Consider the following 20,929-nt stretch of genomic DNA (forward strand, 5'->3'; position numbering starts at 1 on the left):
ATTGTTAAGATCTGTTTATTCTCCTGTTAAAGAAATAAAAAATTTAATTTCAACCCTACGTTCGCTTTGCACAATATTTTTGGAGGCAAAAGCATCACCAAAGTTTTGTAAATAAATTTTGTTGGCAGGTATGAACGTTGCTACTTGATTTTTAAGATATTCCAGTCGGGAATTCGTTAGTCTTTTGTTAATTATTGCATTGCCCGAAACGTCCGTATATCCGGACAGTATTGCTTTATCAATCGATTTGTTTTGCGCGATTTTTGCTAATTCGCTTATTACATCATTGTCAGGTATTGTTTTACCCAAGCTATAATACGCAGTAATTAAAACAGTGTCAACCTCCTTAGGTTGCAATACGGGTTTTTCAATAATCTGGAAAACAGTATCTGTTTCCTGAATTGTGTTTTTTTCCGATTTTAATCGATTTTTTAATTGCTGAATGGAATCGGTTTTAGCATTAAGCTCTTGTAAAATGGCGTCAACATTCTTATTTTCTTCTTGCATTACCAAAGCTTCTTTGACTGCGTTATCAGAATCCGTTTGCGGCTGAAGGTTTTGTTGGGTCTTTAGTTGATTTTTAAGCTGCCGAATAGTATTATTTTTAACATTGAGCTCCTCATTCATAGCTTCAACCCGCCTATCCTTATAGTTTGATTCTTGTGGTACAGGAACCTCTTTAATTACCTGAACAATCTCTGTATCCTGTCTCCTGTTTTGTTGAAGTTTCAGCCGATCTTTTAGCTGCTGTATGGAATCGTTTTTGACTTTAAGCTCTTTATAGATTGCTTCAGAATTTTCATCTTGAATGCCTTCTGCTTGCCTTACCGGCACTTCCTTAAGTATGTATACAGTATCCGGTTCCCGTCGCAAATTTTGTTGGGATTGCAATTCCTCTTTTAGTTGTTGTACCGTATCTGTTTTAACCATAGACGTCTGATAAATAGTTTCACTATTTTCAGGATTATTTTCGGTTGACTGTGATTTTGAAACTTCTTTTAAAAAATGCAGTGTGTCTGTTTCGTGTAACGGTTTTTTCTGAGATTTGGGTTGGTTCTTAGGTTGCGGTATGGTATCTTTTTTTGATTCCAAGCTATCTAAAGCATGTAAAACTTGTGGTTTAAATCTTGTAAAAGTCGTGTCTGTACCATATTCCAGTTGTTTCTGGTAGCTAACAATTTGAAGTCTCATCAAATGTATTGAATCAGAAATTCCCATAAGCAATTTCTTAACCTCTCTCTTGTATGCACTATCCGACGTACTTTTATATACTACGTCGTATGTGGATGGAGTAATTAATGAATCTGCTGCAATAACCATTTCAGGATCCTTCAAATTTAATTGAGAGGCAACAGGTGCCACTGTGTCTCTAAATGAATATGAGTTGTCAACAAACAAACCGGCATAGGCTGGTTTTTGAACTTTGCAGGCACTTATGCTAATTGCAAGGATAAAAGCAAAACCAATGATCCCTATTTTTTTATTCCCATCCATAGATTGAGTTCTAAGGCTAATCCAGCCGTTGGTAAAAGAGTTAAATTATCAAAGTTTTGGGACCCTTCTTTTCCTATTATCAGCACACCCGCATTGAAGCGGGCAACTTTAAATAATCTGAAACCAAGCCCGGTATAAACGGGTAGATTGACCCCCGGTGTTACATATTCAGTGCCGTTAGCATCTACAATAGGTTGTAATAATATTCCTGCAGAAAAACCAAACGAATCAAACATACGAGATTTTGAGGCGAATTCCCCTTTGTTATTAAATGGTATTGTTAAACCTATTCCTGGGGTAAAATTGATGTTTTCTACAGAAGTGTTATTGATATCTACGGTTTTGTTCCAGCCGTACATACCTACGTTTACGGGTAATGTAAATGGCTCTTTATCTGTTTTAACAGATTTAATATTAACCTGCTTGTGGTGTTGTACCAAGTCACTATTAAAGAAGGGCGCAAGTTCAGAGTTGATTAATTTTACAAGATGACCCACCTTTTGATCAATAAGCTGGTTTGCAATCTCATTTTTTTCAGTTCTGTTCACTTTTTTAAAAAACCTGCTGAATTTGAAATCACTCTGTTTTTTTAACTCCTGCAATACTAGAGAAGAAGGAGCTTCAATTGGTATTAAATTTTTCGATTCCTGGTATTTTAAAGACTCACTTATAAGGTCTTCTAATTGATCGTAAACGTTTTTAGGCTTATTTACAACAACATTTTTTCCGTCAAAATATATGTTGTTCATTAATAGAAACCGGATTCTATTCTCTAAATTTTTTGAAAGTTGTTCTTTTTGTGCATTTGTTATAAGCTTGTAAGTAATGATTTCAAAATCGTATTTAGTATTTGATTTTAAAACTGGCGGAATTACAATATTAAATGTTTCAGACAAGTTGCTTTCAAATCTGTTCCAAACATACGAATGCAAAATATAATCTTTTCCTTCGTAAAAAACATTTACTTTAACGAACTCAATATCCTTTCCTGTTTCACCAATAATTACAAGTGGTTCATCAAAGGGGATTTGGGGATTGTTGAGAAAGGTTCCTGATTCAAAATCTATTTTAACAATTCTTTCTTGTGCAACAGCTCCTGTGAAAACTTGAGCCATAATAATGATAAATAATATTATTCTATTCATTCTTTTTATACTTTAATTTCCTACTCGTAAAGCTTTTCGGATTCCGCTCTTTTAAATTGTGATTAAACTTATTAAACCATTGTATTAATTTGTTTTGAGTCTAAACAAAACAGTCCAGAAATTCGTGATTTTTTGATAATTTCAGCCATTTCCTCAACCTTCATATTATCGAAGGTGCTAGAGATTTTAATGTCAGAGCTGCGTTCCCGGGTAACATGTCCTGGCAATTCACCTTTCATAACATCAATTCTGGTAAAATAGTAAGCGTAGTTGGTGTAAAAACACCTGCAAAAGTGCCAAAAGTCTTCTTTGGTTCTATTTCTTTTACTGGATTCAAAATAATAGTCTGGTTAGTATCCTGGTTTATTTTTTTTCTGAAATTGTTAAACTTCTAAGCATTGAAAACAACAAACCACCTGAAACTGCACCTAAAATATAGAGAATTGCACTAACAAAGGCAAGCGGCAACTCCATATGCCAGCTGATAAAACTTAACCTCACCGTTTCTAAATTTTGAAAAGTGAAAAGTATTACTGCTCCCAGGAAGAGCAGTAAGACTAATGATTTGAGAAATTTCATTTTTTATTCATTAAAAGAGGTTCTTGAAATTTCAAGACCTGCAGGATAACTTAAATTACCCTGGTCTTCTGCTGTAATAAAAATTTCCTTAACATCGTAAGGTGTTGTTGTTTCCAAAACTGCCTTTTTAGCATTCTTATTGGATAACTGGCCTAAATTTTTGATTGAACCGTTATCAATTACAACCCAAACACTATAATTGTTTTTTGGAGGATTTAATCTACTTGCTTCAGCTAAATTTCTTGCGGTTAATTCAATAATATAATTATTGTTCTTGTCTTGTTTTTTCTTGGCAGTAATTTCAGCAGCAGGTACCGTACTGGAAATTGGAAATTTTGCGGTTGACGCACAGGAGGTCATTATCGCAACAATTGCAATGATTATTAAATTCTTAAGTGTTTTCATTTTTTTATATCTGTAATGTTAAATTCCTACTCATAAGGCTTTTCGGATGACGCCAGGTACAAATTTCGTAAGAAATCCCTTCATTTTCAAATACTTTAAAAGAAAAGAACTAATTGAGAGTTAATTAAACCTTTTCAAGAGTTAATATAGTTACCAGGAGTTTTTCCAAATCTTTCTTTAAACCTAACACTGAACATGGAAGGGCTTTTATATCCACAAAAATTGGCAACCTCCTTAACACTCATTTGGTCATCTTCAAGAAGTACTTTTGCTTTATTTAATCGCTCTGTTCTAAGAATTTCAGTAAATGTTTTGCCATACATTTTTTTAAAGCCAATTTTAAGTTTTGTTTCATTTGTTGCTATTGCTCTTGAGACAGATTTGAGTGTGAGTTTTTTATCAAGATTATCGAGTATGTGTTCTTTTGCTTTTTTAATTATTGTTACATCGTGCACCTTTAACACTTTTGGAGTACGCCCTTTATTTTTTTCTTGCTTATACTGTTCAGCTTGTAACCATAAAAGTTCTAATGCTTTGGATTCTAAAAAAAAACGCTTTATAATTCCCGCCTTTTCTGTATTTAAAATTTCATTTATGGTATCACAAATATTTAGGCTATAATTTCCGTGATAAATAAAATGATTTTCCATGTGTTTGTTCTTCAACACTGTTCCGATTTCTTTTGGGAGTTCGAAGAAATCTGATTTTAAATCAATCGAAAAGCTTTTTGTCTCAATTTGCAGGAAGAAGATTTCAAGATTGTTTTGAACAGGAAATGTAAAGAGTTGATTTTTATTGCCTTTTGCGGCAACCATGCAAGAAAAGTTATCTGTTAAACGATATATTATAGTGGGAGATACTGTATGTATCAATTCTCCCTTTTTTATAAAGAAAAATCGCAGGTAGTTGTTTTGGTCTTCATTAAACTCAAGTTGAAATGATGAAGAAATATCTCCCCTGAGGATATTAAAATTAAAACCTTTGTCAAACTCATAACTTTTAAGGGTTAAATTCCCTGTAGCTTTTGAAAAAACACTTTGATACTCAAAGCCTTCTTTTTCAAATTTTGATTTCAAAGGTGCGTTTAATGCATAATGAATTCCTTCGGCGCTATTATTTTTTATTTTTATTTTCATATTAGAGCTCATGTGTTAAAAATGTGTGTGTTAGCATTGGCTACAACGGTACCGGTTAACGCAAGTTGGCGGAGTAGGGGACACGTTCTTGTCGGATTAAGACTAGTTTTGTTGGTTAAGTTAATTATTTTCTTTCTAATGCTACCGCCTATTCATGTTGTTAGGCAAAGTTTGATTCTCGATAAATGGCTGATGGTCCGTCCAATCCTCAAGATTTTCATATCTAACAGCTTTCCAATTATTACAATGAAAAGTGCCCGAAATAATCGTGTCATTTTCTGAATAGCCAAATTCATCAGGTAAAATAAGCTCATAAGTTCCCCATACATTTTGAGCAATTTTATAATTAAATGTATTGATGTGGATTTTGTATTTTATTATAGAAACAGAATCAATTTTATTTTTATCAAATTGCTTTTCCTCAGACACTTTTAAAAATTCAATTTTCTGAATTGTAGAATCTTTTAGGTAAATAGTTTGAAATCTATATTGTCTGGGGGGACCAGGGAAAAAATATGTCGATGTTTTATTTCCTTTTTTTAATTCGCTTTTACTTGGAAATTCTATTCTCGGTTGAATTATCAGTGTATTTTGTTCAATATTTTTCTCACAATTGCAAAAACCAATAAGAGTATTTGATTTCTCCTTTTTTAGGTACACTAAATCTACTACTGTGCGAGCCGGCGAGCAGGACAATTAAGCTATTGCAAGCGAGCAGGGAGTTTCGATTTGAGACTGGTTAGCATTGTTTTGATATATTGTTACCCACTTTTGTGACACATTCGAGTGGGCACGTACTATTGTCCGTTATTTTATCGCTAAAAGGCTTAATCTATTAGTTTTAAGACTTAAATAATTGATCACTTCCCTGCTTGATTTCCAGACAAATAAGCCAATCCAATTATAAAATAGAACTATATATTCCTATATAAATTTTTTCATTTTTTTTCTCCACATTTTTTATCCTGTAGAATGCTATTATTGCAATTAAACCTCAGAAGAAATAATCCATTTTTTAAAATTATTTGAGATTAGTTTTGTTTTATGAACTATAAGTGCACTTTTTATCAAATAGTTATACTTTAAATGATATTTAGAACTTTCATATTATTCAGTAGGAGCAATTGTGGGCAACGGTCATGTATAAAAATATGTGGCGGCCTGGAGCGTTGCGTTTTTTTCCACCAGAACTAAGTTAATTAAAATAAGGGGAGTAATCCTTATGGCTGGATGCCGCCATAATTTTTTTATTTTATTGGCCTTGCGTTGTATTTTAGGAGTATGTTTCCAATAAACAATCTTTATGATCATCCAGGAACTCCTCTACCTCTTCAATGAATGACGAGTCTTTTTGTTGACGATTAATTGTTAAATGGATTACTATAGAGTTTGGATCTGGAGGAAAGCCTGTTGTAATTGTCCAGGATAACGCATTTGGACATTCTGATAATGCAAACCGTAAGCCGCCCTTTATTTCAGATCGAGTTAGAGTAAACTCTCCCCAAATACCGCCTATACTGGCTTTGTCTTTGATTTGGTTGCCTATTACGAAAATTTCATTACTCATTGAATCAAGATTGCTTAAAGTTAAAATTTTTTGAATATCACTTTCCTGTACTTTAACTTTAATTATTCGGAAAAACTCCATGTTTCGATTGATTTATTTTATTAATTTTATTAATTCGAGTATGAGAAACAATGAAGGTCAAGGTTCTCTGGTATGGCAAGTAGCGTGCAAATAATCGTAGGCCATTTCCATTTGCTTTTAAGTTTTTAAATATACAAAAACTTTGGGGTTGGTACTTAGCAGCTATTTGTTATAGCATCAATGAAAAAGCAGTAATCGAGTATCTTTAATATTCACTATAAAAACTAAAGTTGCTTTTCATTGGATACATTGTTGTAAAACGTTTTTATTCAACCGTGAAGTAATATTCTCTTTCAGATTCATTTAAAAATCTCCACGAAACATTATCACATCTATTAAAACCAATTTGATTAGGATGATTTTCAATCGGATAATTATTTATGATGAATTCATTTCTCTCTACGTTCCGAATTACTCCATCTTGCCAGCTAATTACATAATCACCTGTTGAGTTTGGTTTTAATCCTATTTTATAAGTGTAAAACATATTACCACTTTCTAATTCGGGAATAACTTGTAATTGTGCATTTTCACACCTTGGAAGAGTCGAAAACTGACCCATGTCATACGTTAAATCAAATTTATCAATAGCGTCTTTACAATTGGATACTTCAGTAGGTTCAATAAATTTATAAATTGAAAAAATATCGCTTTGAGGATTTTCGGCAAAAACAGAATCATTTAATGTTAAATCAAACGCCTTACTTGATATGCTACCAGTTATCCATATAGTATCATTAAGTGAAAAATTTGATTGAGCTGTAACATTTACTTTATATAAATTAAAAACTAGAGTGCTTTCTTCAAATTCGTCTTCGCATTGAAAAGCCATTAGTAAAGGTGCCACAAGTACAAATTTTAAAGTTTTCTTAAACATAATTTTTCTTTTTAAAACCTAAGTGCAAAATTGAGGAAAAGGTTGGGTCAAATGTTTTACAAGGTCTCGAATAACGCAAGATGCGGCTTGAGAGTCTCAAATTTATCAGTTAAGCACTATTTTTAAAAGGTAGTCAAAAGTGACATTTTCGGGAGGTATTCCGCAATTTGTGTTATTCCTTTTTGTCTACTGCCTTTAATTCTTCTCGAATGTTAGATAATCAGTTCCACCGTTTCCACCACTAACATCAATAAGTTCAATTTTTGTGGATGATTGAGAAATAAAATCCCAATCGTCATTTAAATCTTCAAAGTCATTTGTTAAGTTGAAATTGATGTTAAAGTCCAAATCATCTTGATCATCATCATCGCTATTGCTGTCTGTTATACTCCAAGTACCATCATAGTTATTAGTTCCATTGTTTGCATTCAAGACACCTGAACTCTTAAAGGTTAAGTTGTAACCTGTGAAATGATTTGTTTCGTCTGTACCCGAATCTATAAATTTAGTTATTCGCCAAGTTCCACTTTGGACATTACTTTGTAAGGTAGTTTGAGTATTGTTGCTCGGGCTGTCGTCATCTTTACTACAAGACATAACAAATAGCAAACTAAATAAACCTAATACCATTGATGTTAATCTAATTGCTTTCATAGTTTTATTTTTTATCTGTAATCGGACAAGTTTTAATTCCAAATAATGCATAAAGTGGACAAAAGCTTATCAAGCTAGTTAAAACAAAAACAACTGCAAGTACTAATAGCACTATTCCTAAAGTTCCTGAAATAGTTCCTGTAAAATAAAGAACTCCTACAACTGCAGCGATTATTACTCTAATAATTCTGTCTGCAATACCCATATTTTTTTTCATTTTTTTAGAATTTTAATTTATTGCATTATTGCAATACAAAGGTATGTAGTGTTTCATCATTTTGCAGTGACTGTGGTCACCACTCACCAATAATTCTTATTTCACCTGATTTTTGTAAAACTTTACCATCGGTTTCAAGTTTTTTCAAAACTCTTGTAATCACTTCACGAGCAGTTCCCAACTCATTCGCTATCTGGTTATGACTCATTATAATTGAATTATGATTTATCAATTCTGATTTCTTTTTCAAATGGTCATAAAGTCTCTTGTCCATTCTGTCCAATAGCAAGCTTCCGATTGTATCCAGAAGTTCTGAATACCTTAAATTGAACTGATTATAAAATAGTTCGTTGAAGTCAGGATATTCTTTTAACCAATTTGGTAAATGTTGAACTGGCAATAAAAGAACTTTTGAATCTTCCTCTGTTGTTGCAAATACTTTGCTTTGGGTGTTTTTTAGTGCGGCATAGAATGTCATAACACAGCTTTGAGCAGATTCTATGTAATAAAGTAATAATTCTTTCTCATCAAATCTTGAATATACTTTTATAAGGCCATTAATAACAATAGGCAATACTTTAACATACTGTTGTTCCCTTAAAATTTCGGTTCCTTTTGGGAATTCCATAATAGTCGATTCATTCAGAATCTTATCAACTAAATCAGGCTTTAAAAAAGATAATATTCTTTTGTCAAACTCCATTTTTTAGAATTTTTGTGTTTTTATCAGGGTTGCAGCCAACGGTCTCGGTTAAGGCAAGTGGCGTGGTTTGGCAACAAACTTTGCAAGTACTCACCAAACTGAAAATCCTCGCGGATTTTCAAAAGTAGGCAAGAACAAGCAATTACTTATAGCCATTGTGTTTGTTGCACAAGTTACCGAAATTAGTTAATTTCATGGTATGCAGGGCAAAAAAGACTATCAGGAAAAACTCTTCACTTCCTTTAGGTTAAGTGACCGGGTCCCAAAAGAAAATTTTTATCGCAGATTAAAAGAGGCCCTCGACCTTGATTTCCTCTATCCACTCACCCAGAAGTTTTATGGGGAGAGCGGACAGAAAAGCATTGATCTGGTGGTATATTTCAAGATCTGCCTGGTGGGCTACCTTGAAAATATTACTTCAGATCATGGCGAGATGGACCATTGCGCAATGCGGCTGGACATTCTTTATTTCCTGGGATACGATGTAGATGAAGAGCTTCCCTGGCATAGTACCATAAGCCGTACCCGTAAATTGTTTACCGATGATGTTTTTGAGCAGGTGTTCACCCGCATTTTTAAATTATGTGTAGAAGCAGGATTGGTAAGCGGGCATACTCAGGCGATTGATTCAGCCCCGGTAAAGGCCAATGCTTCTATGGATAGCCTGGAGCTTAAAGTCCCGGCAGAAGATCTTGAAGAGCATCTTTCCAGGCTGCGTGTGCAAAGCAGCAGGGACCGAAAAGCCAAAGAGAACAAAGCCCCTAAAGAACAACAGAAGATTACAGCAACTAACAGTGAACTTCAGGAAATTAAAAGCCGAAACGAGAAATGGAGCAAGGATCAGGATATGCGTCCGGGTGCCAAAAAACAAAGGGAGCAGGTGCACCAGTAATAAAACGCATTACAGCCCTACAGATCCCGATGCAAGGATCAGTGTCAAACCCGGTAAAGCAAGGAAACTGAACTATTTGTGTCCAAAGCACGGTGGAACCTGTTTTTGGTACCCTCAAAGAATTCCTGGGCTTAAGAAAAGTAAACACCATCGGAATTCGCCAGGCCAATAAATGTATGCACCTGGCCGCAATAGCTTTTAACCTTAAGAAATACCTGAAGTTTACAACAAAGAAGGTAAAAACCGGGGCCAATGCTCTGAAGGATTGCAAAACCGCCGCTGCTTCTATTATAAGTGCCGAATTATTAGCCTTACAAGCCAATCTAAAGGTTCTTTTTTTGGGTTTTAAATTTCCCGATCCCAAAACAAGAATTGTTAAAAAGCCTTTAATGCTATTGAATATCTAAATCAAAGATGAGAATTAGGGCTTGTGCAACGGTTACTGTTGTTGTAAAACGTTTTCATCCCCAGTTTACTCGGAGTTTTTCCAATTCGCTATCTAAGTTTTTTAGGGAATCCTGATCAATTATTTGGGTGTCGATAACTATTTTCTTTTTATCCGTTTTTAGAATGTAATCTCCCGCATATTTATTAACCATCCAGATTTCCTCTAAAGAGATTTTTACAGGAAAAAGAGTATGCTTTATAAGCATTCCGTTTTTTATGGTCAGATACTGCATTTTCCTTTCATAAAAATAAAGAAATAGAGTGAAAACGCCACCTGCAATTAATCCCACTCCGGCAGAGTTCAATGGTAATTTGTCAGTAACAAAAGTAGATACCAACGTAAATAAAATGCCTACGAAAATGAAAAGAAGTCCGAGTTTAAGATTTGATTTTAGCCTTTTGTCCGAGTAATTTATTTTCATCTTGCAGAATGTTTTACAACGTTTGGTATATGAAAAGCAGGCGATTTCGTAGCACGAAACTTTCTGTTAGGCACAAACTTTGATACGAGCTAAAATACTGAATTTATTGCTATCTCGCCTATTTTTCATAGAATACATTGTTGTAAGGCGTTCTCGATTTTTTCTTTAAATTCGTTCGGTTCATCAATATGTAAACCAAGCAGATTAAATTTCTTTTTCATACCGTAAAGACCAATCAATTCATTCTCTTCTTTCAGACTAATTATTACGTTATGGCTCTCAGTTTCTTCTAATGGTGATAGCGTTCTGGTTAATTCGTTTTTTTCTAATGATTTTCTTGATAGTTCTACTTTGTCAATGTCTGATAAGGGAATTTCAACTTCGTTTAAAATTCCATATCTTAAAGTTAAACTGTCTTTGTTAATTGAAATAGGTCTTTTAGAAAGTGATTTTGCAAATCCAAATACTTGAATAGCAGTATAAATACTCAATGCTGTTAAAATCCAAGCGGCAACTGAACTCCACTGAGTAAGTAAAAAATGAATTGCAACTGTTTCAATAGCAATAATTAAAATGACCGCATAAAAAAGAGCAGGTGTTCCACTTTTTTTATGATAAGTAAATTCATTCTCACGAATTTCTCTTGTTTTCCAATTTATGAAACCATAATAGAAAACCGCAACTTCTGTCGCAAATGGTAGCACAAGTCTTTTCGGTAGAATTTCCTGGCAAGTATTTATAAGGGCGTTAAAGAAGTCCGGTGTAGAACCTTTTAATGCTTTGTATTTTCTGATTGCGCCCTGAACTTTAATTATGACAAAAATCAATGCTGAGATTTCAATTACCGGCAAAGCCCAAGTTTTGAAGATTGATAAATATGTTTGGCTTTGTTGCGGTAAAAAAAATGAACCGACTAAAAGTCCAATTATCAAAACAGGAATAACCGTTGTATTTGGTATTTCGGATTTTCGTATTAGCAGAAAGTAAACTAGTGGAACTATCAAAAGCAGGTCAGCCGTTATTGCAAAGTTCAAAGTATCATTCCCATTGAGAAATGAAGATTTTATTAGCAAAATTAGAGTTCCTAAAAGCGCAAGAGGAATTCCAAAATTGATAAGATTCCGATTTATATGTATTGTTCTGTTCATCTCGTTTGTTTTAAAGCTGTACAACGGTACGGTTATGGCAAGTAGGGCGGCGGACACGCACCGAACATTCCCCAAAGCCCGTAGCCAAAGCTTTTGTATTTTGTTTTTACTTTTTAATATCTAAAAGCCAAATCAAAAGATTTGGCGGACTTTACAAACACGCCCAAGCCTTTGGATTATGCACTTATCGCCCTATTTACTATAGGTATTGCTACCCTTTATTATTCTTTCGTGAGTTGATAATTATTGACTAAAACAGAAGCCGAAATCTGAAGTATTCTTTCCAGTTCCCTTATCATTTCTACGGTTAATTTTTTCTTTCTATTTAATATTTCTGATACGCGACTTTTTCCACCGATTATTCCGACCAAGTCCTTTTGGCGCATATTCAGTTCCTCCATTCGTATTTTTATCGCTTCGATAGGGTCTGGCGATTCAATCGGATAATGCTCGTTTTCATAGTTTTCTATGAGCAATGAGAGTATCTCCGCTTCATCTCCTTCTTTTGAGTCGATTGGCGCATCGAAAATTACCTCCAAGCGTTTAAGTCCATTTCGGTAATCGCTTTCAGATTTAATAGGCTTTAATTCCATAATGTTTTATTTAAATCGTGTCCGCATCTATTTTGTTATATTCAGCGTGTGTGCCTATAAAACGAATAAATGCCCATTGTTTTTCATAGTTGAATTTCACTATCAATCGGTAGGAATTTCCTTTGATGTTGAAAACTACCCGACCGTTTTTAAGAATACTTGCGTTGATATAAGTTTGTTTGACATCGTTAGGCGATAACCATTTGGCACTTTTAGCCGTGTCATACCAAGTTTTCAAATACTGTTCGGAATCTGCGTCTTTTTCACAATATTTCCGAAGCGTACTTTTTGCAATTATTCGTTTCATTCAATCGATTATGAAACAAATATAAGAAAAGTTCTCTAATATTGAACTATTCATGCTTTTTTTTATAATAAAGGGTAACGGTCAAGTATAAAAGCAGTAGCGGCTCGAAAGTATTCCACTTTCAAACCGCTACTAAGTTACTTAATTGCTCTGACCTTTCAATAACCTTGTCCCCCGCTATTGCTTTTATACAGTGTGTGTGCCCAGCATGGGCATCTTTTAATATATCGAAGATATATTATTAATCTAGAGGGTGCAAATCCCTTATGGGCAGGGGTGACGCCTTGAACCATTAGTAAGCCGCAAGGTTGCCAACTGTGAAGTTGGGACTGAAGGAAGCGGGACTACAAACCCTGGTACTGACCAACAGGAATCGGATATGAGGCTACAAGGTTGGATGAGCAAGCACATCATTGTGATGTCCTAAACATTTCTTTTGAAATGAATACCGAAGTAGTAGATCCGGCAGGGATCAGGGGAAAGAAGATGTTCTTACCTGGGGAGGTCTCCATAGCCACGAGATGGCTTGTTGGAGAAGTCAGCAGAAGTCATAGTACCTAAAGCAACGAGCTGTGCTAAGCACAGAGGTCTCACAATTAGGGAAGGACTGAACGCAATTCTTCCTGAAATTTGATTAGGAGCATTGATTTTCATTATTGGGTGACCGATTCCCTAGAAACTATGTAGCCTAATTACAAGGTATGGAATAGTTCCAATTGGTGTAAAGAGCGATTGGGAAGATGAATTGCGAACCGCCCAGTACGAGACCCGTACGCTGGGTGGTGTGAGAGGCGCACTCCGTCATTTACTGGCGGAGCCGTCTATTCGATTGGCGGTTTGGGCTATATTCATCTACATAAACTGCTTTTCCGGATTCTTTGCCTTCCAAACCCTGTACATACACACGGGCAATTTCCATTGCTGGTGGGCAATTACTGCCATCCATTCCCATAGCTTGGGCGGTCTCTTTGACAAATGGCGGGTGTACCACCAAAATCCTGTGTCCTTCGCTCAATTCTAAAGCGAGTGCTTTAACAAATCCTTCCAATGCAGCATTTACCATAGCAATGTTGGTAGTTTCAGGCCAAGGGTTGTGAGCAAAAATACCTCCAGTAAGGATAATAGCTCCACTGGGTTTCAATGCTTTCAATGCTTTTCGGCAAATATTTACCTGACCCATCAACTTGCTGTTTAATTCGATGTTAATTTGCTCGTCTGTAAGGTTAGAAAATGCACCAAAACTGGCATCTCCTGCCGCACAAATTATGGCATCCACATCTTTTTTGTCAGCAAAAAAATTGTCTATCGATTCTTTATTCTCAATATCTATGGATGGGGTTAATTTTCTAGATGTTGCAATCACATCATAACCTTTTTCAGTAAGCTGTTGATTAACAGCTTTTCCTATGGTACCTGTGGCACCAATTAGTACTGCTTTTTCCATACTTGTTTTTTATTATTTCAGAAATGAGATTCCGTGGTTTCCGCATATTTTTGCCACCTTTTCAAAATCGGGTGGTCCGGGCGGTAACTCTGCTAATTCTTTAAACATTACTTCAATCCCAGCCGGGAAAGCACTTGTAATCATTTTTGCCTTTTCTGTTCCTATCACTTTCCAGGAATGGGGTATATTTTTGGGAGCAAAAGCTGTATCTCCGGCTTCTAAAACGGTGGATTTGCCATCTACTATGATTTCAACATGGCCTTTAATAACCCTGAAAATCTCATCCTCCATGGTGTGGATGTGAGGAGGAATACCAACTCCCGGTTCTACATCATCAACCCATTCCACGATTTGATTATTAGTTTCACTACCAGCCAGCTTGTGGGTCTGTACGTCACCAAGAACGTTCAGGACTTTACCCTCTTTGTTCTTAATGATTTTAGGATTTAGATTGCCCGCAGGTTCTGTTTTCACAAACAATTGCTTACTGTTGGCTATTCCGGGAACTAATGCAAGCCCAAGGCCTAATCCCGATGTTTGTATAAATTTTTTTCGGTCCATAACTTACTCATTTATTGTTTGGACAAAGGTAGAGGTGGAGTAAGTTTCGGATATTGCGAAAAATACAGTAATTCCTTAGAATTTAGGAAAAATCAACTCTTTCGTAGTTGCGAGGGGGTGTAACCTGTATGTTTTTTGATGAAATAGCTGAAATAATCAGGAGAGGAAAACCCCAACTCGTACCCCACTTCTTTAATGGTTTTGTCAGTGAATTTCAAGTTGTGGCGGGAACGCATAACCAGTTGTTCGTCTATAAGGTGCTTTGCGTTTACACCCAAAACACCCTTTGCACATTCATTTAAGTATTTGTCTGATACATTGAGGATGTTGGCATAATTTCCCACCTCGTGATATTGAGTTATGTGCTGGTTAATGCTTTTTTTGAATTTATACACCAAAGCCGATTTTGCATTGTTGTCTGTGATGACAGATTTGATATTACACTTACCGTCACAGTAAACAAAAAAGGTGTTCAGTAGGGCAAGTATAGCATCTTCCCGATGTTTCAGGTTAGTGCTAAGCAGCTCGTCAAGCATCTCAAGAATAGATTGTATGCGAATTTCGATACCTGGAGAAAGGTTTATTTTGGGTATTTCATTGGCACTAAAAAGACGAACTTCGGTAATGTGAAGGTTTTTGAAAGTGGGATGATCTAAAATTTGTTTTGGGATTAATAGCACGTATCCTGATGATGTAGAAGTGTTTTTTTTTAAGATTTTCCAATTAAAAGTGGGGTTTAAGAAAAAGACCGCATTTGATACGTTCTTGTAGAGGGTCTTATTTATTTCTATTCCCCCCACTTCATTTTGAATCCAGAAAACTGCATAACAATTATCGTTTTGCTGAGATGTCGTTTTGCTGAGAATACGTGATATTTTTATTGCTTGTTCCATATTTCGTATGGTGTCGTTTTTAGCCTGACCGCTAACGTTTCCTATAAAAACTGTGAGAGCGGGCGAGCGTGATTGTGCTGCCGCAGGTTCCGACCGAAGGGAACAGCGGCAGCACAATCCGCTAAGAAGCAAGCACGGAACTTCGATTCAAGACTAATTAAAGCATTGTTTTTATACGTTTGCCCTTAGTGCTATCCGCAATGTTGCTCAATAATCTTGGATCAAAACCTCGGTTGGGATATGCAATTTAGCGTTCAGTTTTCTAATCATTTCCAAAGTCAGTTTGCGCTTTTTGTTCATTATTTCACTGACGCGACTTTTGAATCCAATCATCTCGACCAAATCCTTTTGTTTCAAGCCCATTTGCTCCATTCTAAAATTGATTGCAGAAATTGGATCGGGCATCCCGATTGGAAAATTATCGTTTTCATAATTGTCGATAACGATTGCTAAAATTTCCAGTTCGTCGCCTTCATCAGTTCCTCTTTTTGCATCAAAAATAACTTCCAAACGCTCGAGTGCTTTTTGGTAGTCCGCTTCATTTCTAATCGGTTTTATTTTCATCCTAAATTTCGTTTGCGTTAATCTTATCGTATTCTGCGTGCGTTCCGATAAATCTTATCCACGCAAGTTGATACTCAAAATTAAATTTAACAATTAGCCGATAGTCGTTTCCTTTGATGTTGAAAACAATCCGGTTATCTTTTAAAATACTTGCGCTTGGATATTCATTTTTAAGTTCGTTAATCGATGACCAATTGGATTTCTCGGTTTCACGATACCACGTTTTTAGCTGAAGTTCGCAATCGCCGTGCTTTTCCCAAAAATCACGTATTGTCCCTCTCGAAAATATTTTCACGTCAAATAGTTTGTCGCAAATATACAAAAAAGTTACCAAAATGATAACTTGTATTTTTTTCAGCATTAAGTGCAACGTCCCGTATAAAAACTGTGAGAGCTGGCGAGCGTGATTGTCCGCAGCATAATTCGCTGAGCAAGCGAGCAGGGTGTTTGGATTCGAGAACAAATTAAGCATTGTTTTTATATGTTGTGTGTGCCCAGCATGGGCATCTTTTAATATATCGAAGATATATTTTTAATCTAGAGGGTGCAAATCCCTTATGGGCAGGGGTGACGCCTTGAACCATTAGTAAGCCGCAAGGTTGCCAACTGTGAAGTTGGGACTGAAGGAAGCGGGACTACAAACCCTGGTACTGACCAACAGGAATCGGATATGAGGCTACAAGGTTGGATGAGCAAGCACATCATTGTGATGTCCTAAACATTTCTTTTGAAATGAATACCGAAGTAGTAGATCCGGCAGGGATCAGGGGAAAGAAGATGTTCTTACCTGGGGAGGTCTCCATAGCCACGAGATGGCTTGTTGGAGAAGTCAGCAGAAGTCATAGTACCTAAAGCAACGAGCTGTGCTAAGCACAGAGGTCTCACAATTAGGGAAGGACTGAACGCAATTCTTCCTGAAATTTGATTAGGAGCATTGATTTTCATTATTGGGTGACCGATTCCCTAGAAACTATGTAGCCTAATTACAAGGTATGGAATAGTTCCAATTGGTGTAAAGAGCGATTGGGAAGATGAATTGCGAACCGCCCAGTACGAGACCCGTACGCTGGGTGGTGTGAGAGGCGCACTCCGACATTTACTGGCGGAGCCGTCTACTCGATTGGCTGCTGGAATTTCTTGTCTTAATGAAGACTGATAACTCTTGTAACGGTCCAATTTTCATCCGTTTTTTTCCAAACCAAAATAAATCTACTTGCTTTTGATTTATTTTCTGGTGTTTTTTTATCATTGAAAGTATGATACCCTATTTCGACAGCTCCGTAATCTTTTATAGGGTACACTTCTATACTACCTTTAATTAGTGTTCTCGTAGTCTTGTCGCAAATATTATTTTTGAGGGCTATTAAAAGTTTTTCTTTTGAGGTGGACAAGCCTCCTTCATCGTGAAAAAATTCCAAATCTTCCGAATAAAGAGCGGCTTGCGTATCCATATCACAGGAATTGTATGCATCAAATAATCTTTTATCCAATGACACAATAGTTTCATACAACTCTTGGTCAGCAGGCGTATAGGTTCTTCCTAAAATATCTTTATATGTTTCTTGTGAATAGACTAAAGAAGTCTGTAGTAGAATAATTAAGATAATAATAACTCTTATTTTTTGATAAATCATATCATTTTGAATTTAGATTATTGGTTGGGTATTTCGGAGGGACCATGCCACTGATTTCGGTCAAACAGTGCCACTTTAAAAGATACTGCAATTATATAAAAAATTAATGTTATTCCTTCTTTAGGATTCCTTTTCTTAAAGATTCTTTCTTTAAATCGATACGATGAGAAGAGTTTACAATTCTATCCAATATTGCATCAGCCAAGGTCCCTTCCCCTCCAATAATTTCATACCAGGCGGAGACAGGTATTTGTGATGATATTATAGTTGTTTTTTTACTGTGACGGTCATCAATGATATCCATAAGTGTTTCTCTGTCCTGATTATCAAAAGCCTGCAGCCCAAAATCATCAAGAATAAGTAGATCGGTTCTGGTTAATTTTTCTAATTCTTTTAAATAGGTTCCATCCACTTTGCTGAGTTTTAATTTCTTAAAGATCCTCGCCGTAATAGTATATAAGGTCTTATAACCAGAGAGACAGGCCTGATGGCCTAATGCCTGGGCGAGATAACTTTTACCGACTCCTGATGCTCCACAGATAATAAGACCCTCCTTCCGGGCTATAAAATCAAGCGTACTCAAGCGGGCAAACATATTCTTGTCCAGGTTCCTGTCGGGGGAGTAATTAATATCTGCAAGATTTGCATTTTGACGGAAGCTTGCCTGCTTTAAAAGGCGATCTATTTTCTTGTTCTCCCGGTCTTCCCACTGGTGATCTGTAAGCAGTGCCAGGTATTCATCACAGGTCATTCCATCTAACCGGTTGTCTTTGATTTGCTGGAGGTGTAATTGGGCCATAGCGCCCAATCTCATTGATTTTAATTTTTCAATAGTTTGATTGTTGTTCATCATTTTTAAATTTAATTAGTGGATATTATTTATATGCAGAAGCGCCTCGTATGTTAGTATGAACCGGGATATGAGCTTTCTTTTCATAGGATATGTTGTTGGCTGTAGGTTTTTATATTCCTTTAAGGGAATCTGTAATTGAAGGGTTAATCTTTTTTATTACCGTAATTTCAATTAATAAAGACTGGATCAGTCTTTATTAAGGGTGGCGATATTAATATTAAACTTCCCCTCCCTAAGAATGGCTTTATTGTTTGGGTTTTCCGGATCTATTAATGTAATTTTTTCAAATTCCCCAATAAGGATACTATCTCCCTGAACTCGCGTTATTCGAATATATTCATTTTCAATTTGGGAATCAGATATAAATAATAGATCAAGACTACCATTACGGATCACTACTGAAGTGGGTGTCTCAGCCGGATTAGGCCCTATTATATTTCTTTCTCCTTCTTCTATTAAATAAAGATTTGGTTCAAATACATTATGAATATAGAAGTAAATGGTTTTTCCTGAAGTATTTGAGACAGATAATTCCCAGGAATTTTCTCGGACATAAACCTGTAACCCATATCGAGTACCACCGTTGGAAAAATTTATTCTATTTTCTGCAACAAAGCGTTCCCCATTCAAGGTGGCCACAAAAGAATTTTCACCGCTGGTAGGAAGTGGATCTCCGGAATCACAGGAATTTAAAAAAATACTAACCAGAATAATAAATAATATTTTTATGGATTTCATATCGGGAAAAGTTTTGTTACAAATTAAATTGCTCGCGTTATTCTATTTAGAGTTCTATTTTTCCCCCTTACAGCCAACGGTTTGGCTATGATTTGTTGCGTGTTTAAGCACCTAATTTAGCAAATAAATCACAAGTAGAAAATCACGCAGTGATTTTCGTAAGTCGGCAGTGAACTAGCAATAAATTATAGCATCAATGAAAAAGCAGTAATCGAGTATCTTTAATATTCACGATAAAAACTAAAGATATGGAATCCCGGGTTACTGCTTTACCAAAGTTATTCATAGGAATCGACATTCACAAGAGAAGCTGGAAAATACACTGCAGCACCGATCTTTTTGCAGGCAAATCTTTTACCATGCCACCAGAGCCTGAGAAATTGTATGAATACGTTCAAAAACATTTTCCCGACCATCAAGTCAGCACGGCTTATGAAGCGGGTTGTTGTGGGTATTCGGCCCATCGCAGCTTTAAAAGCTATGGCTGGGAATCCTTAGTGGTGAATCCAGCCGACATCTATCGCAAAGGAAAGGCGCGTTATACCAAAACCGACCGGATCGATGCGCAACTCATCAGTCGGGAACTTAAAGACGGACGCCTGGAAGGCATAACTGTTCCAGATATAGAACGGGAAGAACTACGAAGTCTTTTCCGCCGTCGTAACGAATTGGTGAAAGATCTTCGGCGAATCAAATCTGTTATTAAAATGCAGTTGCTCTACTTTGGCGTAAAAGTTCCAGCGGAGTTTGATAATGATCACTGGAGCCACGATTTTCGTCATTGGGTGGATAGTCAGGAATTTAATTATCCTACTGCGCGGGAGACCATGGCCAGTAAAATGAGAACTTTCCGGTTTATCGATAAAGAACTTCGGGATATCTCCAGCCAACTAAGAGCTTATTGTCGGAAACATTTCAAAAAAGATTATTACCTGTTAAGGAGCATTCCGGGAATAGGGGGTATTGTAGCAGTTGGTATTCTATCAGAACTCGGAGATCTGAGACGTTTCAGCAACTTAAAACACCTGGCAGGATAGTCCATCCAACAACTGTTATTATTGGTATTAGTGAAAGGATGACCCGTATTTTACCTACATCTCCACCCTGGTTGAGTAATGGAGGTAGAAATATTATCATGAAAATAATAAGCATTATTGAAATATAGCCTATGACATTTTCGAATTTCATTCGAATAATACCTGTCAATAAATTAAAAGGTTTTACTTCTGCATCAATTTGAATTTTGTTATTAGAAAAATCAACATAAAAAATAAGAGGTTCAACAGTTTTTATAGTAATAATGTTTTCCTTTTCGGTAAAATCTTCATTGTATTTATTTAGATTTTCAATTAGTTGTAGTTTTTTCTCCATTTTTTTTATTTTTTATTTCTCAAAAATTATGTGAGGTTTGTTGCCAACGTCTCGTATAAAAACTGTGCGAGCTGGCGAGCGTGATTGTCCGCAGGACAATCCGCTATGCAAGCGAGCACGATGTTTCGATTTGAGACTGATTTAAGCATTGTTTTTAGCATCAATGAAAAAGCAGTAATCGAGTATCTTTAATATTCACGATAA

The 20,929-nt window shown here is 35.9% G+C and carries 27 protein-coding genes; 3 read left to right on the plus strand and 24 right to left on the minus strand.

All coding sequences use genetic code 11. From position 1 onward, the window contains the following. Nucleotides 1-15: 15 nt before the first annotated feature. The 11 genes from ACKGJN_RS10960 to ACKGJN_RS11010 form a co-directional block, all read right to left on the minus strand. Nucleotides 16-1,494 carry a hypothetical protein gene (locus tag ACKGJN_RS10960; RefSeq protein WP_409539537.1) on the minus strand — a complete coding sequence of 493 codons (1,479 nt, stop codon included), beginning with the start codon at nt 1,492-1,494 and terminating at the stop codon, nt 16-18. Beyond that, nucleotides 1,473-2,639: a hypothetical protein gene (locus tag ACKGJN_RS10965; RefSeq protein ID WP_409539538.1), complete on the minus strand. Its 1,167-nt coding sequence runs from the start codon at nt 2,637-2,639 to the stop codon at nt 1,473-1,475. Before ACKGJN_RS10965 ends, ACKGJN_RS10960 begins: the two co-directional genes overlap by 22 nt. A 363-nt stretch (nt 2,640-3,002) precedes the next feature. Beyond that, complete coding sequence (locus ACKGJN_RS10970; RefSeq protein ID WP_409539539.1) at nt 3,003-3,218, minus strand: LapA family protein; 216 nt, start codon at nt 3,216-3,218, stop codon at nt 3,003-3,005. A gap of 3 nt (nt 3,219-3,221) precedes the next feature. Continuing rightward, nucleotides 3,222-3,623: a hypothetical protein gene (locus tag ACKGJN_RS10975; protein ID WP_409539540.1), complete on the minus strand. Its 402-nt coding sequence runs from the start codon at nt 3,621-3,623 to the stop codon at nt 3,222-3,224. Nucleotides 3,624-3,757: 134 nt separating this feature from the next. Beyond that, complete coding sequence (locus tag ACKGJN_RS10980; RefSeq protein ID WP_409539541.1) at nt 3,758-4,759, minus strand: helix-turn-helix transcriptional regulator; 1,002 nt, start codon at nt 4,757-4,759, stop codon at nt 3,758-3,760. A gap of 141 nt (nt 4,760-4,900) precedes the next feature. Further along, the gene (locus ACKGJN_RS10985) at nt 4,901-5,419 is read right to left on the minus strand and encodes a hypothetical protein (RefSeq protein ID WP_409539542.1); all 519 of its coding nucleotides are present in this window, start codon (nt 5,417-5,419) and stop codon (nt 4,901-4,903) included. 613 nt (nt 5,420-6,032) lie between these two features. Further along, nucleotides 6,033-6,407 carry a hypothetical protein gene (locus ACKGJN_RS10990; protein ID WP_409539543.1) on the minus strand — a complete coding sequence of 125 codons (375 nt, stop codon included), beginning with the start codon at nt 6,405-6,407 and terminating at the stop codon, nt 6,033-6,035. A 265-nt stretch (nt 6,408-6,672) separates the two neighbouring features. Next, nucleotides 6,673-7,284 (minus strand): hypothetical protein, encoded by a 612-nt coding sequence (locus ACKGJN_RS10995; RefSeq protein ID WP_409539544.1) that lies wholly within the window; start codon nt 7,282-7,284, stop codon nt 6,673-6,675. A 195-nt stretch (nt 7,285-7,479) separates the two neighbouring features. Then, nucleotides 7,480-7,938: a hypothetical protein gene (locus tag ACKGJN_RS11000; protein ID WP_409539545.1), complete on the minus strand. Its 459-nt coding sequence runs from the start codon at nt 7,936-7,938 to the stop codon at nt 7,480-7,482. A gap of 4 nt (nt 7,939-7,942) precedes the next feature. Then, on the minus strand, nt 7,943-8,155 hold the full coding sequence (locus ACKGJN_RS11005; protein WP_409539546.1) for a YgaP family membrane protein: 213 nt from the start codon (nt 8,153-8,155) through the stop codon (nt 7,943-7,945). 76 nt (nt 8,156-8,231) lie between these two features. Beyond that, nucleotides 8,232-8,858, minus strand: a complete 627-nt coding sequence (locus ACKGJN_RS11010) for a Crp/Fnr family transcriptional regulator (RefSeq protein WP_409539547.1) — start codon at nt 8,856-8,858, stop codon at nt 8,232-8,234. Between the two features lie 199 nt (nt 8,859-9,057). Here ACKGJN_RS11010 and ACKGJN_RS11015 point away from each other — a divergent pair, with 199 nt between their 5' ends. Beyond that, the gene (locus ACKGJN_RS11015; protein WP_409539548.1) at nt 9,058-9,750 is read left to right on the plus strand and encodes a transposase; all 693 of its coding nucleotides are present in this window, start codon (nt 9,058-9,060) and stop codon (nt 9,748-9,750) included. A 92-nt stretch (nt 9,751-9,842) separates the two neighbouring features. Next, nucleotides 9,843-10,157 (plus strand): transposase, encoded by a 315-nt coding sequence (locus tag ACKGJN_RS11020; RefSeq protein ID WP_409539549.1) that lies wholly within the window; start codon nt 9,843-9,845, stop codon nt 10,155-10,157. Nucleotides 10,158-10,211: 54 nt separating this feature from the next. Here the strand turns inward: ACKGJN_RS11020 and ACKGJN_RS11025 are convergent, their stop codons facing one another. The 12 genes from ACKGJN_RS11025 to ACKGJN_RS11080 all read right to left on the minus strand — a co-directional run bounded on the left by ACKGJN_RS11025 (nt 10,212) and on the right by ACKGJN_RS11080 (nt 19,354). Continuing rightward, the gene (locus tag ACKGJN_RS11025) at nt 10,212-10,619 is read right to left on the minus strand and encodes a hypothetical protein (RefSeq protein WP_409539550.1); all 408 of its coding nucleotides are present in this window, start codon (nt 10,617-10,619) and stop codon (nt 10,212-10,214) included. A 125-nt stretch (nt 10,620-10,744) separates the two neighbouring features. After that, nucleotides 10,745-11,767, minus strand: a complete 1,023-nt coding sequence (locus ACKGJN_RS11030; protein WP_409539551.1) for a hypothetical protein — start codon at nt 11,765-11,767, stop codon at nt 10,745-10,747. 221 nt (nt 11,768-11,988) lie between these two features. Further along, nucleotides 11,989-12,360 (minus strand): helix-turn-helix domain-containing protein, encoded by a 372-nt coding sequence (locus ACKGJN_RS11035; RefSeq protein WP_409539552.1) that lies wholly within the window; start codon nt 12,358-12,360, stop codon nt 11,989-11,991. A gap of 10 nt (nt 12,361-12,370) precedes the next feature. Further along, a complete protein-coding gene (locus tag ACKGJN_RS11040) occupies nt 12,371-12,667 on the minus strand; it encodes a type II toxin-antitoxin system HigB family toxin (RefSeq protein ID WP_409539553.1) in 297 nt (98 codons plus the stop codon). A gap of 805 nt (nt 12,668-13,472) precedes the next feature. Next, entirely contained in the window at nt 13,473-14,111 is a 639-nt protein-coding gene (locus ACKGJN_RS11045) for a short chain dehydrogenase (protein ID WP_409539554.1), read from the minus strand. A 12-nt stretch (nt 14,112-14,123) separates the two neighbouring features. Further along, nucleotides 14,124-14,672, minus strand: a complete 549-nt coding sequence (locus ACKGJN_RS11050) for a cupin domain-containing protein (RefSeq protein ID WP_409539555.1) — start codon at nt 14,670-14,672, stop codon at nt 14,124-14,126. Nucleotides 14,673-14,764: 92 nt separating this feature from the next. Continuing rightward, a complete protein-coding gene (locus ACKGJN_RS11055; protein ID WP_409539556.1) occupies nt 14,765-15,565 on the minus strand; it encodes a helix-turn-helix domain-containing protein in 801 nt (266 codons plus the stop codon). Between the two features lie 207 nt (nt 15,566-15,772). Next, entirely contained in the window at nt 15,773-16,129 is a 357-nt protein-coding gene (locus ACKGJN_RS11060) for a helix-turn-helix domain-containing protein (protein WP_409539557.1), read from the minus strand. 1 nt (nt 16,130) lies between these two features. Beyond that, a complete protein-coding gene (locus ACKGJN_RS11065) occupies nt 16,131-16,424 on the minus strand; it encodes a type II toxin-antitoxin system HigB family toxin (protein WP_235330413.1) in 294 nt (97 codons plus the stop codon). Between the two features lie 847 nt (nt 16,425-17,271). Next, nucleotides 17,272-17,763 carry a nuclear transport factor 2 family protein gene (locus tag ACKGJN_RS11070; RefSeq protein ID WP_409539558.1) on the minus strand — a complete coding sequence of 164 codons (492 nt, stop codon included), beginning with the start codon at nt 17,761-17,763 and terminating at the stop codon, nt 17,272-17,274. 109 nt (nt 17,764-17,872) lie between these two features. After that, the gene (gene istB, locus ACKGJN_RS11075; protein ID WP_458250432.1) at nt 17,873-18,613 is read right to left on the minus strand and encodes an IS21-like element helper ATPase IstB; all 741 of its coding nucleotides are present in this window, start codon (nt 18,611-18,613) and stop codon (nt 17,873-17,875) included. A 189-nt stretch (nt 18,614-18,802) separates the two neighbouring features. Beyond that, complete coding sequence (locus ACKGJN_RS11080) at nt 18,803-19,354, minus strand: hypothetical protein (RefSeq protein ID WP_409539560.1); 552 nt, start codon at nt 19,352-19,354, stop codon at nt 18,803-18,805. Nucleotides 19,355-19,602: 248 nt separating this feature from the next. Between ACKGJN_RS11080 and ACKGJN_RS11085 the strand changes: the two genes are divergently transcribed. After that, complete coding sequence (locus ACKGJN_RS11085; protein WP_409539561.1) at nt 19,603-20,391, plus strand: IS110 family RNA-guided transposase; 789 nt, start codon at nt 19,603-19,605, stop codon at nt 20,389-20,391. Here ACKGJN_RS11085 and ACKGJN_RS11090 read toward each other — a convergent pair. Next, nucleotides 20,363-20,725, minus strand: a complete 363-nt coding sequence (locus ACKGJN_RS11090; RefSeq protein ID WP_409539562.1) for a hypothetical protein — start codon at nt 20,723-20,725, stop codon at nt 20,363-20,365. The genes ACKGJN_RS11085 and ACKGJN_RS11090 overlap by 29 nt on opposite strands. Nucleotides 20,726-20,929: the final 204 nt, after the last annotated feature.

It is taken from the genome of Gillisia xinjiangensis, assembly GCF_046298265.1.
Lineage (GTDB): Bacteria > Bacteroidota > Bacteroidia > Flavobacteriales > Flavobacteriaceae > Gillisia > Gillisia xinjiangensis.